This window comes from Paenibacillus germinis (genome assembly GCF_013141785.1).
Classification (GTDB): Bacteria; Bacillota; Bacilli; order Paenibacillales; family NBRC-103111; genus Paenibacillus_E; species Paenibacillus_E phytorum.
The window spans coordinates 151,205-166,461 of the sequence record NZ_WHOC01000028.1 but is presented as its reverse complement, the minus strand read 5'-3'; the positions used below and the strand labels follow the sequence as shown (position 1 = coordinate 166,461).

General features: G+C 47.1%; 10 protein-coding genes. 1 reads left to right on the top strand and 9 read right to left on the bottom strand.

From position 1 onward, the window contains the following. Positions 1 to 148 precede the first annotated feature (148 nt). From GC102_RS06550 to GC102_RS06535, 4 genes are all read right to left on the bottom strand, one after another. A complete protein-coding gene (locus GC102_RS06550) occupies positions 149 to 2,629 on the bottom strand; it encodes a hypothetical protein (RefSeq protein WP_171688737.1) in 2,481 nt (826 codons plus the stop codon). Between the two features lie 104 nt (positions 2,630 to 2,733). Beyond that, the gene (locus GC102_RS06545) at positions 2,734 to 2,883 is read right to left on the bottom strand and encodes a hypothetical protein (protein WP_171688736.1); all 150 of its coding nucleotides are present in this window, start codon (positions 2,881 to 2,883) and stop codon (positions 2,734 to 2,736) included. Positions 2,884 to 3,059: 176 nt separating this feature from the next. After that, positions 3,060 to 3,248: a hypothetical protein gene (locus GC102_RS06540; protein WP_171688643.1), complete on the bottom strand. Its 189-nt coding sequence runs from the start codon at positions 3,246 to 3,248 to the stop codon at positions 3,060 to 3,062. A gap of 43 nt (positions 3,249 to 3,291) precedes the next feature. Next, a complete protein-coding gene (locus GC102_RS06535; protein ID WP_246320764.1) occupies positions 3,292 to 4,059 on the bottom strand; it encodes a sugar phosphate isomerase/epimerase family protein in 768 nt (255 codons plus the stop codon). 206 nt (positions 4,060 to 4,265) lie between these two features. On the opposite strand from GC102_RS06535, the gene GC102_RS06530 reads away from it, so the two are divergent. Continuing rightward, a complete protein-coding gene (locus tag GC102_RS06530) occupies positions 4,266 to 5,069 on the top strand; it encodes a helix-turn-helix domain-containing protein (RefSeq protein ID WP_171688734.1) in 804 nt (267 codons plus the stop codon). A gap of 187 nt (positions 5,070 to 5,256) precedes the next feature. Here the strand turns inward: GC102_RS06530 and GC102_RS06525 are convergent, their stop codons facing one another. From GC102_RS06525 to GC102_RS06500, 5 genes are all read right to left on the bottom strand, one after another. Further along, positions 5,257 to 6,798 carry a glycoside hydrolase family 66 protein gene (locus GC102_RS06525; RefSeq protein WP_171688733.1) on the bottom strand — a complete coding sequence of 514 codons (1,542 nt, stop codon included), beginning with the start codon at positions 6,796 to 6,798 and terminating at the stop codon, positions 5,257 to 5,259. A gap of 365 nt (positions 6,799 to 7,163) precedes the next feature. Then, complete coding sequence (locus GC102_RS39035) at positions 7,164 to 11,111, bottom strand: discoidin domain-containing protein (protein WP_216627963.1); 3,948 nt, start codon at positions 11,109 to 11,111, stop codon at positions 7,164 to 7,166. 236 nt (positions 11,112 to 11,347) lie between these two features. Continuing rightward, positions 11,348 to 12,571, bottom strand: a complete 1,224-nt coding sequence (locus GC102_RS06510) for a glycoside hydrolase family 130 protein (RefSeq protein WP_171688732.1) — start codon at positions 12,569 to 12,571, stop codon at positions 11,348 to 11,350. Positions 12,572 to 12,632: 61 nt separating this feature from the next. After that, positions 12,633 to 14,342 carry a DUF8769 domain-containing protein gene (locus tag GC102_RS06505; RefSeq protein ID WP_171688731.1) on the bottom strand — a complete coding sequence of 570 codons (1,710 nt, stop codon included), beginning with the start codon at positions 14,340 to 14,342 and terminating at the stop codon, positions 12,633 to 12,635. A gap of 37 nt (positions 14,343 to 14,379) precedes the next feature. Continuing rightward, a complete protein-coding gene (locus GC102_RS06500; RefSeq protein ID WP_171688730.1) occupies positions 14,380 to 15,255 on the bottom strand; it encodes a carbohydrate ABC transporter permease in 876 nt (291 codons plus the stop codon). Positions 15,256 to 15,257: the final 2 nt, after the last annotated feature.

The following is a 15,257-nucleotide window of genomic DNA, read 5'->3' as shown; positions in this document are numbered from 1 at the left end:
AGTAAAGTATACCGATACGGAGCGATTCAGAATAAGGAGGCGGTTTTTGCAAGGCAGGGCGATTATTTCAAGTCGGTGACGGACGCTTGTAGCACTGCGGATCCTCTTCAGGCCCAATCCATTTGACCTGCCAGATCCCTCTCTCCCTCTACCATGTAACTTCGATGGTTCCGCTGATACCTTTCAAGCGAATATAGCTTGCCGTCGCTTGGTCTTCGAGTGGAAGATAAACACGATCTGCGCAAACCTCTACCCTACCCGCATGCAGCATCTCAACTGGAGGCAGGATCGTCACATCGGCTTCCTTCAAACCTGTTAAGACAATGCTTCGCGCCGTGTCTTTCTTAGGGGTACGGATCGGGTGCCCTTCCTTGCATGCAACGATGCCCGCGCCTTTCTGCTTAACAAGGAACCGGCATTCCCGGTGAAAGGAGGTATCCATCGTATAGGTAGCGCAGCCTTCACTAATGATTGCCGACTGTCCAATCAACAAAGGCGCACCATCCGGGAAGGCGAGCTGCATCGTAGCGGTCGCATCCTGCTTATAGCCGCTGAACCAATAGGCGTTATCTTGGCGAGAAACAAAACAGTAGATCGGTTTGGCAAACTCTTGATACCTCGTTCCAGGGTACAAAAGAGTCGTTTCATCATAGCGATTCTGCAAAAAGACATAGCCCAAATCAGCCAGTAGATAGCGAATGAAAATAGAAGAATCGACGTAGTCCGTACTTTGTCTGACGGGCAGATGGCTATTCGCCCCCGTTTCGAACGCCAAGGTGCCGCGTGTCCAAGCCACTGCGCCTCCGTTCCAATCGGGACGTTTGGTGACTATGGCATATGCTCTTTCCTTATCATCCTGTTTAACGCGAGCTTTAACGACGGTGTGAGGATCGGCGGTATCTGCTACGATTTCTTGAATCGCTCCCCCAGAAATAAGCGGATCATGCTTGATAAGCTGGCTGCGGGGCACTGCCAGCTGGTCTTCAGCCAGTTCAGATTCCAACCGAAACGTTCCGACAAGCCCCTCAGCCTGACGCAAATTCAGAGCCGCCAACAAATCCGGCTGGGATAATGGCCCATAGAGAAGCATTTTCCCGCCCTGCTCCACATGATTCATCAGATAAGGAATCATCTCTTGCGTCAGCATAGATGCGGATACAAGCAAGATCGTTTCTTTCAAAGACCCGATCTCGGCGTCCATGACAGTCCTGAAGCTTTCCGTGCTAATGACTGTGTTAAGCGGAAGTCCCTGATTGATCGCGTTGCGAACGAACCAATCGTCGAAAAAAACGAGGCTTGCGAGCTCCTGCCGCTCGGCGACAAGCCTGAAATATTCATGAAACGGATAGAGCCATGTCAGGATGCCCGGCTGGTCCGGGAAATCCTTAACTGCTTTGGTCAAATGAGGAATGATTTCGGCCGGACACGCATCAATCAGCTCCCCTTTTTCCGTGTCGATGGAAAGGATTTCAATGATACCGGGATTTTCGATCCTTCCCGCAGCATTAACCCGTCCAACGGACATGGGGCAATAAATGTCGTAGGCTTCCCTATCGTAGGCATCCCACCAAGGATTTTGCCAAAACCAAGGATCATTGGCATAGAAACGGAATGGGAACGTCTCACCTGGCAGCACCGCAATTCGAGACATGTATCCGGACATCTCCAAGCCAAAATCACGGTTCAGCGCTCCCCACGGCGAATTAGGCGGCGGCAGCTCCACAACCTTTTTGGCGTACATCTCGTCTAGCGGGACAAAATCTTTGGCCAATTCGATCCCCGTGCTAAAGTTCGTCCCCCTTACCTCCGTGCGAAAATCCGGGCATTCCGCTTTGAAATCATCCCAGAAGGACATGATGTTGGCTTTCATTTCATGAACGTCAGCTTGATTAAAGCTTGATCCGTCGAAATTACTCCCAAGATAAGTCCATGGAAAATACGAGAAACCGAACCCATTAGACAACCAAATGTAATCAAATCCAAAATCGCTTAAAAACCGTCTGGTTTGCCGTCCCAAAAACTGGCCAAACGAAGTGCCCTCCGGAATGCCATGCGGAAATTCTGCATAAGGGAGGTTGTCCCCCTTTAACTGGCTCCAGCAGCAAATCACCTTGTAATCAGGGCGGAGGGAGACGAAATTCCCGCCCAATGCGGCGTCATTGATTTCACGATGCAGACTGTACTTAAAATCGGAGTAAACAAATTCAGGCCCCGGATCGAACGTTGCTCCTACTTCCATCGTCAGGCCTTGCTCAGCGGCCAATCGTTTAAACGTTGCTACAATCCTCATCAAATCTCGGTAGGTGATCCGCGACGGGTTGTCCGTATACGGTCTCGCCCGCATCGGATCGTCAGGATCTGAAATGCCGAAGCATTCTTCATTAGCTAATCCGATATATTTCGCCCACTCGATCTCGGTATCCAAGTCGCCGTTCCACATTAATATTTCGCTGCCGTCGGCAATCCAGAGAAGCATCGAGCAATGCTCCGACTGATCGATCAACGGCCGCCACTGCCGTATCATTTTACCGCATACTTGTTCGACGTGATCCTGCTCCATGCTGAAGAACGGTTTCAGGGTTGTTTCTAGTGTTGCCCGGCGAAGCGGTTTAGGTGTACGTTTTTTCAAATGAAGTGCACTCCTCTACGATTTAGTCTTGAGTCCAAATGACTTAAGTGGAATTGTCCACTCTGCATAATAGTTCATCGTTTATTAGTTTAGATTTCCCCTGTTTATTTAACAATGAACTCAGCAACGATTTTTTGAACAATTCTATCATTTGCGGCGATAGCTTTAGACTCATGTATCTGGCTTTCATTTTTGTAAACTTGCGTAGAACGATTGGCAGTCCGCAAGGAAATCGTCCGTTCCTTTGCCAACATAATCAACTCCTATATAAGAACACTTGTTTGTGTTATTATATATCAAAAAATAAAACAAACCGGCCCCCCTTATTTGGAGTTCCGGTCTTATAAACACTAAACAACTTCATTCAACCGCCCATCCCGAAACCGCACAATCCGCTTCGCCTGCTGAGCAATTAATAAGTCATGCGTAATCAAAATAATCGTCCGACTTGTGCATTTAATCTCTTTAAAATGTTTAAAATCTCCACAAAGAACGACTCGATAGCTTTGATCAATCCGATCGTCCCAATCGAGATTAAATCCTCCAAATCTTCACCTGTGTTGTCGAATTTTTTGAGGTTGTGAACACGAAACGAGGTAAAATTTAAAGTAATACGCATTTTCGATCTCAAAGAAAATGGTTTACTTCCTTGAACTCCTTCTTCAATTTGCAGCTTGCCGTTCGGCAATCAGCTGCTTCAGATTGCTCAAGCTCGTCATTACGCAGTCCATTGGATCACGGCGGCATGTGTCCTGCTCGACCACGTACCATTCGATTCCGCTGGCTTCGCCCCACTGTAATATCGGCCGGAAATCGATACTGCCCGTTCCGATTTCCGCGAATATTTGCTCATCATCATCGGACATGTCCTTCAGATGGATAATAGGCATTCGACCCGCGTATCTCTGAATAAATGCAGCAGGTTCCAAGCCCGCTTTCTTAACCCAATAGACGTCAATTTCAGCGAGAATCAGGTTGTCATCAGACGGATAAAGCAAATATTCTAAAGCACTTTTGCCTTCGACGGCCGTTTCGAACTCAAAGGCATGGTTATGATAGCTTAGTCGCAGTCCGTGCTGCTTCAGCTTTACTGCTGCTTCTCCCAAAAGCTGTTTGACATTGCGGTAGCCAGCTTCCGTACGGCTTTCCAAAGGAATCGACGGGCATATAATATCCCGTGTTCGGAACAGGCGGGCTTCCTTAATCAACTCGTCCAATTCGTCGGTTATTCTGCCCAAACCTACGTGCAGTCCTGCAGTTTGCAGTTTCTGTTCATGAATAACCGAAGCCAGTTCCTCAGGATCGTAATTGTGGTAACCGGCCATCTGCACACCAGCCCAACCCAATTGCTTCAGATCGCGAAGCACTTGAGGAAAGTTATTCGCGCATTCTTCGCGAAGCGTATACAACTGAATAGCTAACTTGTTCATCAACACAGCATCACTCCTTGGCTGAAAATTCATTTCGTCAAACCAAGTATAAAGCAAAAGGTGCAATTGTGCCTTTACGTATCTTACGATTCTATTATCTGATCTTATGATCTTTAATAGGTGAAGCATTGCTTTACCAAATGAAACAAACGAATTAAACTAGTGATAGCGATTTTACTTATCTTCTTGTGAAATGGAGGAAGGAAATGAATATGATATCTGCAGGATACTCCATCCATACGCGTCCGTATTATACGAATCGCAATCAGGCCATAGAGTTCTATTTAATTCGATTGCAAATGGAAGGAGTTTGTCAGTCCGTTGTCAATGGAGTTGTATATTCCATTCAACCCGGTTGCCTTTTGCTTTGCAAGCCTGGGGATTATTATAATTTAATGATTCCACTCAATAAGCACGAACCCCCCCGAAGCGCGGATTATTACGTTACGATCCATTCAGAAGAGCTTTGGATCAGACAATGGTGGGAGCTTAACGGGCAGCGAACGTTGATCAATATTGGTATGGATGAAGCGCTTTCCTCGATTTGGAAGCAGTTGGTCTACGAGAATAGAAGAGTGAAGGATTCCAGTCCATTAATCCTGGAGTATTTGTCGCGTGTGCTTATGCTGCATATTCAGCGAATAAGCCAATCAGGAGAACATGCCAATACATATAAGCGGTCCGTGTCCAATCAGATCAAGTTGTATATCGAGCGCAACGCGACAGAAAGGCTTACCTTGAAGGACATATCAGCTTCCGTAGGTCTAAGCGTCTCCAGAGCGTCCCAGCTTTTCAAGGAGACCTTGAATCAATCGATTATGGACTACGCAATAGAAGTTCGGCTGTCGATGGCGAAAGAACGGATGCTGAACGAGGGAGTGACCTTGCACGAGGTCGCTTATTTATGCGGGTTTTCCAACTATACGCATTTCAACCGATTGTTCAAGTCCAGATTCGGCATGTCACCAAGTCAATATAACAATCTTATGAGGACAAATTCCCCATACTAATTTGTGATTTAAATCGAAATATAAGTCGGGATAGAAACGCTTGATTCTGCTTCAGGGATCTTACCTCCCCCTCTGCGAAATGGAATTAAAAAAGGGAAATAACAGGAATCCATCTCCTGCTGTTTCCCTTTTTCATTGTGCTACTGTATCCGAAATTCGCGATGCCCATCATCCCTTATTTCCCGAATCAGATTCGGCTAACAGAATTAGCAAAGCTCCATACCTTACCCTTCTCCGCATGATCGGATATAGCCAATCTATCAGATCCTTCTGCACGCAAAGCTGAATCATCGGGCTTGTCCCGAAGCAGATTTTGATAGGCTACCAGAAAATCGTAATAGACTAAGAGCTTGTTATCCAAGACTGGCGAAATTCCAAGGTTTTTGTGCGGAAAATATTCTTTGGACAGCATATTCTCTCCGAGCTCCAGATGGGAGCCGCCTGAGGCAAAAATCACTGCATCCGTGAACAGGATGCCAGGCGTGTTGAATTGTCCTGGATTATTGGAGAATTGATAGTTCATATAAGCGGCCAGAACCGTGTTCAGCCGGTTCTCGCTGAGCTTCCCGTTCTGATCAATCACTTCTTTCAACTGTTGGTAGCCCGGATGATCCTTCCATACTTCGGTATAAAGGAACTTGACGGGCGCTTGACGGGCGATGTAACCCTGGCCGTATTGACCGACCGCATTCATGACATAATCGATATTCAGCTTCTCTTTGGCTTTCTTGAGAAATTCCGGGAAAGTCGCAGCCAGATTGACGCTTTTGCCGTCGTATGTCCAGAGCGGTCCACGTTCACCTAACTGGTCAACCTGCCAGCCGTCAAAAGGGAGCGATTCAAATGCCTTTTTTTCCTTGTCCACTAAATACGACTGCCAATCCGAATTGGATGGGTCGTACAAGAAAATGTCGTTGGCCCAATCTTTGGGCAGCATGTGTTTGTCCTGGTCATTGTGCTGCGAATCCTTATATAATCCCCATTCCTTCTTCACTCCGTCCTGTTCCGCATTTTCATATGCTCCAAATAGCAAATTGTAGCTCATGGCTTTCATGCCGTGATTGTGAACAAGATCAATATAGTTTTTCACTGTACTGAAATTCACGGGACGATTAGCGATATCCTTCCACTGCCCAGCAGGCTTGGTCCCATCGTAAGGAACAGGATCATGGTGCTTAAACTGCCAATCGTAAAACTGAATCCCGTTGATATGAAACCGGTTCAAACGGTCGATTACAGCAGACATTTCTTCTTGACTCATAGCGGGGAAGTCCGCCAAATAGCCGTAACGGGGAAACTTCCCCCAGTCGGAGGAAACGTCCACGGCGATGTTCATGTGGCCGATAAACATGCCTTCTTTTTCAAGAACCACTTCGGCCATATAGCCTTCATTGTCGACCTCCGGCGGCTTCCAGCTCCAAGACAGCTTGTCGCTTTTTGCCGTCTTCGTTTCTTGTTCGATAATTTGATCCATATGTTTATAACGGATATGAAACGTGCCGCCTGCAGCCGTTCCATCCTGTAAGGTTAAATTGAAATGAACGTCTTCACCCGGCTTATAGGATCCTTTATCCGTGGACAGCACTTTGAGCTGAGAGCCCATCTGAATCTGGTCCATCATCTTGATGTCCGGGTTGCTGTCACAAGCCGTGGTCATAACAATGGCTGTGCCTGCAACAAAAGCCGCTGCCGTACGCAGGATTCTTGCCTTACTTGTTTTGTCAGTCATGCTAATCCTCCTGATTCTATTTGGCGTACCTACATTATCAGGAAGATTAGCATTAAAATAAACAGACTGCGTTATGATCTTGGTGTCATATATTTCTGTATGTCAGCCTTTTCATCCGATTTTACGCGTCTTCGTGTGTCATGGGATGGAGCAACTCACTTTGGAAGCGAAATTGGATTTATTTAAATGGAAGCAATATGAATCGGCAATCATTTTACTAACAGTAAGATGGTATTTGAAATATAGTTTAAGCTATCGAGAGCATGTTTATGTTCCTCGCTAACCAAAGGATTCTCAACCTTTTATCGTAAAAGTACTACGATAAATGGCCCCCACCATTAGAGCGGGAGCCATTATTTATCAGATCATCCTTGTTCTCGGTTCTTCGGAACGGTTACCGTCAATGTTACTGTTTTCACGTTACCTGCATAATCCGTAGCGACGTAAGTAATGGTGTATACCCGTCCTCCTCCGCTTCCGGAACGCTCAGCCCTCAAATCAAACATATAATCCAGTGTGTCAAAGTCCGCATTTTGAATATCTTGCGAGGTGTCTCCGTCTCCAAGACCATCATCCGGTTCGTTAGAGGTGATGGATTTTAGAACAATGGACTGAATGCCGGAAATCGGATCTATTGCGCCGTAAGTTCCGGCCGTTACGGTCACCATTTTGTGATTAGCCGGCCACAGCTCGTTTTTATTCTGATTCATTTGCATTTCCGGTGCTGTTTTATCTACTTTCACGACTTCACTCTTTAGCTCTTCCGTGTTTCCTGCTTTGTCCTGACTTTGATACTCTATTGTATTCGTTCCTTCAGCTGAAATGTCGATGGCGCCATCATAGGTATGCCATTGGCCGCCATTGATCCGATATAGAACTTTATGGATACCGGATAACGGATCCGACGCATTTAAGGTCAAATTCACATCCGAATGATACCATCCGTTGGCATTGGCCGGAGGTAATCCAACTGTAGTGATCGGAGCCGTCTTATCTATGTTGATAGACACGCTCTTCGGGGATTCGGGGTTTCCGGCCTTATCGACGCTCATATACGCCAGAACGGTATTACCCTCAGAGGATACGGTAATCGGATTCGAATACGGTTGCCACTGCCCGTCAGTAATCCGGTATTGCGTGTTTTCGATACCGGATTGATCGTCAGTAGCGGCAAGTGATACCGTTACATTCGTATTCTTCCAGCCAGAAGGCGCATCATCGGTCGTAACCGGTGGAATCTCATCTTGCGCAGCTCCAGGCTGCTCATATACCTCAAATTCCCACAGTGAATATCCGTAGCCGGTACCTCTTTGTATACCCAGCATCCTTACATACCTTGCGCTGGTTGCCGAAAAAGAGATATCGTCTATGGCTCCATTGCCTGTATTGGTATTGTATACATCGATCCAGTCTACAGCATTGTCCGACACCTGTATCTTATATGCTTTACCGAAAGCTGTCTCCCAGTTTAGTCTAACCCTACTCACTGGCTGGATTGTACCGAGGTCCGTATATATCCACTCATTGTCGGTGTAGTTCGAGCCCCACCTCGTATTTGTTTTACCATCGACTGCATTCCCGGCAACTAAAGAAGCAGTTTTGGATGAGCTGGCCGTAACCGGTCTGTCCAAGGCGAGGTTAATCCCGTAAGCATGAACATTTTCCAAACCGGCATTGACGGTCTTCATGATATTGACCATATCTGTATAGGGCTGATCCTGTTGGTTTACTAAGCCTATATTGAAATTCTCACCGTCTTTACGCCATGTAACCGCTTGATCGAAGTACGAAAACCAGCCTGAGCCAATAAACAACGGATGTGAAGTTTCGCTTTCCACGAAAGATTTGTAGGCCATACCTCTATCCGCTATACTAGCCACGCTTGTAGCCCCATTTACGGGTGACAACCCACGCTGGGTAGTACTAAATGTATATTCCAGATTCAATAATGGTTTTCCGAAAGCTTCATATCTGGAAATCCAACTTGGATCGTTCGTGTAATTGTCCACTGAAAATGCATCTACAAACTCCATTGCCGCCGAATCCCATTCCAGACTGGTCCGCCAGGTGGGAACTACCGACGAACCCATGAACAGATGATTCGTATCATGTCTTTTGATGATATTTTTGACAGTTGAGAAATACGTCCTGGATGCCAGCTTGATAAATTCCGACACATCTGCAGCAGGCACCTTGGCCATATTGATCGAAGTATCCTTTAACTCATCAAAAGATAACGCGCTCGTACCCAGAAGCTGGTTGACGGCAGTAATGTCATTGTTGTATCTTGGTGCAAGAAAAGCCACGAAAGCGCTTTTAGCCGGAGATGACGAATTATACGTCAGTACCTCTTTTACGATATCGGTTGTCCATCCGGCCTCATTATCGTAAGTATAACCGATTAGCCACGGGTCATTCTTCGCTTTTTCAAGCTGAGGGGTCAATGCGGTTTCTATGATGGCCTCACTCTGCGAATCAAAAACATCGTAAGTCCATTGAATCCTTTTTAAACCACCGGGATCTTGCAGGACATTAATGTAAGGAAACGTAATATTAGTGGGTCTGGTCCACTTGCTAAAGGCGTTAAAGCCCCAATCGATCAACCGCTTCTTTGTGATATCCTCCCATTTCGACTCATAGTTACCGCCGTATTTTCGCATAATATTTGCGACGACGAAGCTTACTCTTTCGCCGTTGGAATCATTTACATAAGCAGGAGCATAAGCGACTGGATCGGGAAGTTCCTCAAACACCCCTCTTGGGGTACCGTCAGCTTTTTTAAGCGCTGTCCCGTATCCCCACTCCCATATACTTGTGGCATCCACGCCTTTTAGAATAAATTTATTCCCGTCCGGAGAAATAAACCACCATTTGTTATCGATTTGCTGAAGCCTGAAATAACCGCTGCCCGTGTAACCGCCTCCACTTTTAATTCCGCCGTATTGATCGTATTTGGTAAGATCCAGTGAAACATCTGACAGCGCATTCGCCTCATTCGTATATTCCTGCTGAAGCTGCCCGTCGGATGTTACCTTTCCAGGCCAGGTTTCATAAACCCACTGCCCGTACTTGTCTGCCATTAAGGCGTCTTTCTTCAGTTCGAGAGCCATTTGCTCCGCAGTAAGCGCAGGTCCGGGATTCACACCTACCTGTCCTGTACCTTTATATATTTGAACTTCGGTGAGGGGGATATGCTGAAAGGCATGAGGACGCTTAATCTCGATGACAATAAATCTGGCCGTCTTGTTCGACATCGGTATGTTGACCGAATAGTTCCAGGTTGAGCTTGGGCTCGTTGAGGTTATTCCTGGAGTTCTGATGTGTTTAGCAGCAATATAGTAATAATCCGTTACTGCCTCAGGGCGGTATTTTACCGTAAACTCTTTAAATCCCCATGACGAATTGGGTGAATTTAGCACGAGGTTTATACTGTCCAACGGATAGTCCTTCAGCAGGTCAAATACCACTTGTACAGTCCCTGGGGCAGTCGCGCTTCCCAGCCAACCAGCATAGGTTGTGGTTAATCCGTCAAGCAGCACACCATTCGTTGAGGATACGAGCCCTGTTGCTCCTTTGTCTGGACTATTGCCTGCATTCGGGGCAGGGCTTAAGTAATAATTTCCAGTTTTAAGCAAATTTTCTGCCAATAAGCTGTCTTTGTTCAGTTCGAGAGCCATTTGCTCCGCAGTCAGCGCAGGCCCGGGATTCACGCCCTCCTGGCCGGTCCCTTTATAAATTTGAACTTCTGTGAGGGGGATATGCTGAAAGTCATGAGGACGCTTAATATCTATGATAATAAATCTGGCCGTCTTGTTCGACATCGGTATGTTGACCGAATAGTTCCAGGTTGAGCTTGGGCTCGTTGAGGTTATTCCTGGTGTTCTGGTGTGTTTGTCAGCAATATAGTAATATTCCGCAGCCTCCGGGCGATATTTTACCGTAAATTCATTGAATCCCCAAAACGAATTGGGTGAGTTCAACACGATGTTTATACTGTCCAACGGGTAATCCTTCAACAGGTCAAATACGACCTGTACGCTCCCTGGGGTACCCGTGCCGCTACCCATGAATCCGGCATACGTTGTGGTTGATCCATCAAGTAGCACGCCACTAGCTGAGGATATCAATCCGGTTACTCCCTTGTCCGGAGAATTGCCCCCATTCGGTGCGACGCTGTAGCTATAATTGCCGGTTTTAAGCAGAGTTCCTGCCCCATGAACATCTCCGGCAGGGATAAATGTTGCTGCCATGATGAGTGCCAGAAATACTGTCAAAACACGGGTTGGATACCATTTACGCCATTTCCCCATCATTTTTAACCTCCTCTTTTCTTTCTACAAGTTTTTAAGAATTCGCTTACAAACGAAAAAAACTTACTTCGAAAGCATCTGTTTAGTCTTCTTCATGAAAAATTGATTTTGATGCTGCATATCGACCACCTCCTCTCCTTCAAACCAGAAATATAAGCGCTTACATATTATTGGGTTTAATCGGCACATCATCGATATCCTCGATTTCTTGCACCGATTTAATAAATGGCTCGTCTAAATTACTCCTCTATCCTCTGTCCATTAGCGTCAAATTGCTTCACATACGCCACCAACTCGGCGAAATTCACCCAAGAAATGCCCACCTTCTGGTCTGCAGCGCCATAAGACATAATCAGATCATCTCCTGCAATAATTCCGCCTGTTGTAAACAAGCACGGCGTAGGATAATCGCTTGGCATCTCCCAAGCCTGCTGGGCGTACATTAAGCGCTCAGAGCATCGATGCGCCACAATTGGGAAGTCGTTATCCTGCTCGCGTACGATCAGGAAGGATTGTGTGTAACCATAGTGGATATCTTTCTTGCCATGATAAGAAACAAGCCACTCATTAGTTGAAATCTTGAGCGGCGCCCAGCTTGCTCCGATCCGGTTGTCCTCCCAGTGGAACTCACTGGTTGCCAGCAGCCGATGGGTTGCCCGGTCCGTTGCAAAGTCCTCTAATTTCTCCGCTGCAGCGAGGTAGATCGACGGTTTCTTTACTTGAGATCCTTGCGGGAAACATGCAGGCGTCATCGGACGGTGAAGCATCACATATTGCATTTCCCCATCAATTCGCATTTTTTCGGGGAACAGGAAGACATCGCGATTATCGCTTACATGGCCTTCCGTCAATGGGCATACATAGATAAAAGCTTCTTCATAGCGGCCTGCTCTCAGCATATCCAAATCCAGCTTATACAGGACGGTTACGGTATTGTTGGTGCGCGCTGCAACGCTGAATGCATCATCACCTTCTTTCACCCACTCCGGCACATAGTCGTTGCGTGTATCAACCGAAGGCTCCTGATCAATGAGCCAATACGGGCCCGGCGGAAACATCCGGCACGCCACGGAAAGATACAGCTCCCCTTCCACTCGAAAGATGCGCGGATCCTCGATGCAGCCATTGGAATAATCGCGCACCCGGTTACCGTGTATGTCTGTAATGTAGATGTCTTCGAACCCCTCATTCAGAGCAGGAGCAAGTGCAGGTCTGGAAAAATCGGCGTCCCACGTCTTGCCCAGATCGCTGCTTACCGCGTACCCGAGAAAGATCGGATACGGATTGTGCTTGCCTTCCTTGCGCTTCTGAGACCATGGACCCGTAGCCCGAAAGAGCATATGCAGTTTATCGGAAGCTGGATCTTTTACAATAGCTGGGTTTAGCACCATTTTGCTTGCCCACTCACAACCAGGAACCGGTTCGAGCACCGGCTGCGGGGAATATCGGAAATGCGGCTTCATGAGGATGTTCCTCCTGTTTTTGAGATTATGAGTTCAGATATTTGGCGTTCACGGGTCACATCTACACATCCTCTGCCATAAATGAGACTTCATTATTCCGGAATAGCTGCCCAATTCGTTCCGGCTTCACTGGGATGGTAATACTCATCTTCCGGTCTTGCTTCTCGCACCAGGCGTATAGTGAGCCATTGTTAACTTCGCTGCCGGATTGCAGCTCTTCCACTCGTGCCGACAATGTAAACAAAAACACCCATGCCGCTTGATTCCATTTATGGAAATCAAATTCTTTCCTCAGTCCTTCATAGATGATGTAATCGATGCCAAGTAGGCCTTCTTGCTCTGAGCGGGTGATCGCAATACGGGGTACTCCCATATCCGAAAGGGCGGACAACTGCTTGACCCGTACAGTTTGATTCCCGATGACAACTGCAGCATCGTAATCCTGCTTGTTGCCGGATAAATAATCCAACCCTTCGGTATAACCTCCGATTTCGATACGGATCCTGATATCCTCCGCATCAAACACACCGTTAACAGGATCTAATGCGGGATGCCAATCCCCGAAATCGAGCGCCATATTGATGCCGAACACGATATCACTCTTATCCTGTACCCCCGTGAAGACAGCCGACGAAAAGTCCTTGCCGTCTTTCAAAAAGCGCAGCTGCACATAGGCCGCCTTGCCGTGGTTATCCACATAAGCAATCAGATTTTCTCGTTGGTTCCACATCATGTCCTTAGTGAAAGAGCCTAGACAGTAATCTTCGTGCATGTACGTGGTGGCGTAGCTCTGGTACCCCGTCTCCTCTTCGTCAAATATAGGGCAGCGTAAGTGCCGTTCTTCTTCCAAGCTGAAATAGGGCAGCAGCTCCTCCGGACAACGGACCGCTTGCGGGTCAGGGTCAGGGTCATTTTCCAAAACCTGTCTTATTATGTCGTACTCCAAGCTGCTCCTATTAAGCATTGGTGAATAGGAGCGGCTATGCGGACCCGCCCATTCCTTCGTACGCGGGTGGTAACGCTCAGCCGCCATTTTCCAAGCGATGTGCTGCAGCCGCTCTGTCAGCCTTATGGAATCAGGATCCTTGGTCTCCTTATGAATATGGTGGAGCTCCTCAATCGTAATCGGCGTATAGCAGGGGCTATTGAATTCGACAAAAGTGCCCAGCCGCATGGTGTAATCGTAAAGCCGCTGCAGCCGATTCCGGCCGTATTGCACCAGCTTCTCTTGTCCGATGACCTCGCCGCCGACAAGTGTAACGAAAGCCCCCATTACAGCTATATTGGTATAGCTAGGACCTACATCCCGTGTCATGATCGCTTGACAAGCACGCCCTATTGCCTCCAACAATCCTTGCTTGAGCACTTCGCTTAAGCGATCCCCATGGTGCTTCAACACTAAGACCAGCTTCTTGCCGATAAAATCGGCATAGTTCCAATCCGGGGCTTCCATCTGGTCCAAGGGCTCCTCATAATAATAGGGCCATAAACCATAAGTAGGACTATCCTGACGCGTGTCCTGCAATTGCAGGATGACCGATAATATTTTTGCCGCCCGTTCCGTATATTCAGGCAGTGTGCTATCCAACAAATCCAGCGCATATACGACGGACAAGTAGGTTTCGTGCACATAGGGATAGGAATCCTTTTTAAGAGCCGTATGGTATGTTTTCATCATCGGTCCAAACTGCATTTTCACGGCAGGATCGTATGATGCATCCTGTTCCGAAAGCCTTGCCAGCAGTTGATTATGATTGCTCTGGGCAGACATAAGTGATCCTCCAAGGATTTGAATGTGTATGCTATAACTACCCCTTGACTGCGCCAATCGTCAAACCTTTGATGAAATAGCGCTGCAGGAACGGATACAAGAAAATGATCGGCCCGATCGTGATACATACCGTCGAAAGCTGAACGCCTGACGCGGAAACCGGAATGTTCACATTCGCATTTAAATAATCCAGATTCTGCGCATTGGACACGATTCTTCTTAACATCATCTGCAGCGGATGATTCTCCGGATTATCAATAAACAACAGCGCATTAAACCAGTCATTCCAGTACGTGAGCGCATAGAACAGGGTGATGGTTGCAATGACAGGCATCGAGATCGGCCAAATAATCCGGAAGAAGATATACATCTCATGCGCCCCATCCATCGTCGCCGCCTCATTTAATTCAAACGGAAGCGTCCGGAAATAGGAAGTCATCAAGAATGCGTTGAAAACGGAGAACATGTGCGGCAAGATCAACGCCAATAACGAGTCCCGCAAGTTCAGCCAGTTGGAGATGAGCAAATAATAGCCGACCAAACCGGGTGCAAACAGCAGCGTTAAATAAATATAAAAGGAAAGGAAATTCCGGTATTTCACCTTCAGATGAGAGGCGACATAGGAGAACATGGAAGTTATGAGCACGGCGCAGGTTGTTCCGACCACAGTTACAAATATCGAGACAAAGGCGCTCCGGTACACTTGGGTGCCCTTAAATAAGAAGCGATAGGAATCAAAAGAAAATTCCGTAGGGAACATTTGGAAGCCTTTTACAATCAGATGCTCCGCCGTGAACGATCCGATATATACAAGCCAGAAAGGAATCAGGCAAATCAGGGCAAATAATCCTATGAACACATAAGCCACAGCAGACACGGCCCATTGCGAAGCATCTCGTTGATTCAATATCATGC